This is a genomic window from Furfurilactobacillus rossiae DSM 15814, assembly GCF_000428925.1.
Lineage (GTDB): Bacteria > Bacillota > Bacilli > Lactobacillales > Lactobacillaceae > Furfurilactobacillus > Furfurilactobacillus rossiae.
This window is the reverse complement of record NZ_AUAW01000040.1, coordinates 1-1156: the sequence shown is the minus strand read 5'-3', so window position 1 is coordinate 1156 and position 1156 is coordinate 1. Positions and strand designations below refer to the sequence as shown.

At 51.6% G+C, this 1156-nt stretch carries 1 rRNA gene; it reads left to right on the top strand.

Features of this window, described 5'->3' with window-relative positions:
• A 16S ribosomal RNA gene (locus G400_RS0113035) occupies positions 1 to 1089 on the top strand; the annotation flags it as partial.
• Positions 1090 to 1156 lie beyond the last annotated feature (67 nt).

The window sequence follows — 1156 nt, the reverse complement described above, 5'->3', positions numbered from 1 at the left end:
GTATCTGAGAGTAACTGTTCAGATAGTGACGGTATTTAACCAGAAAGCCACGGCTAACTACGTGCCAGCAGCCGCGGTAATACGTAGGTGGCAAGCGTTATCCGGATTTATTGGGCGTAAAGGGAGTGCAGGCGGTTATTTAAGTCTGATGTGAAAGCCTTCGGCTTAACCGGAGAAGGGCATCGGAAACTGGATAACTTGAGTGCAGAAGAGGGTAGTGGAACTCCATGTGTAGCGGTGGAATGCGTAGATATATGGAAGAACACCAGTGGCGAAGGCGGCTACCTAGTCTGTAACTGACGCTGAGGCTCGAAAGCATGGGTAGCAAACAGGATTAGATACCCTGGTAGTCCATGCCGTAAACGATGAATACTAGGTGTTAGGGGGTTTCCGCCCCTTAGTGCCGCAGCTAACGCAATAAGTATTCCGCCTGGGGAGTACGACCGCAAGGTTGAAACTCAAAGGAATTGACGGGGACCCGCACAAGCGGTGGAGCATGTGGTTTAATTCGAAGCTACGCGAAGAACCTTACCAGGGCTTGACATCTTCTGCTAATCCGAGAGATCGGACGTTCCCTTCGGGGACGGAAAGACAGGTGGTGCATGGTTGTCGTCAGCTCGTGTCGTGAGATGTTGGGTTAAGTCCCGCAACGAGCGCAACCCTTATGATTAGTTGCCAGCATTAAGTTGGGCACTCTAATGAGACTGCCGGTGACAAACCGGAGGAAGGTGGGGACGACGTCAAATCATCATGCCCCTTATGTCCTGGGCTACACACGTGCTACAATGGATGGTACAACGAGCAGCGAAGTCGCGAGGCCAAGCAAATCTCTTAAAGCCATTCTCAGTTCGGACTGTAGGCTGCAACTCGCCTACACGAAGTCGGAATCGCTAGTAATCGCGGATCAGCATGCCGCGGTGAATACGTTCCCGGGTCTTGTACACACCGCCCGTCACACCATGAGAGTTTGTAACACCCAAAGTCGGTGGGGTAACCTTCGGGAGCCAACCGCCTAAGGTGGGACAGATGATTAGGGTGAAGTCGTAACAAGGTAGCCGTAGGAGAACCTGCGGCTGGATCACCTCCTTTCTAAGGAAACAAATCGGAACCTTACACATTAGTGGAAACGTTGTTCAGTTTTGAGGGATTTACCTCA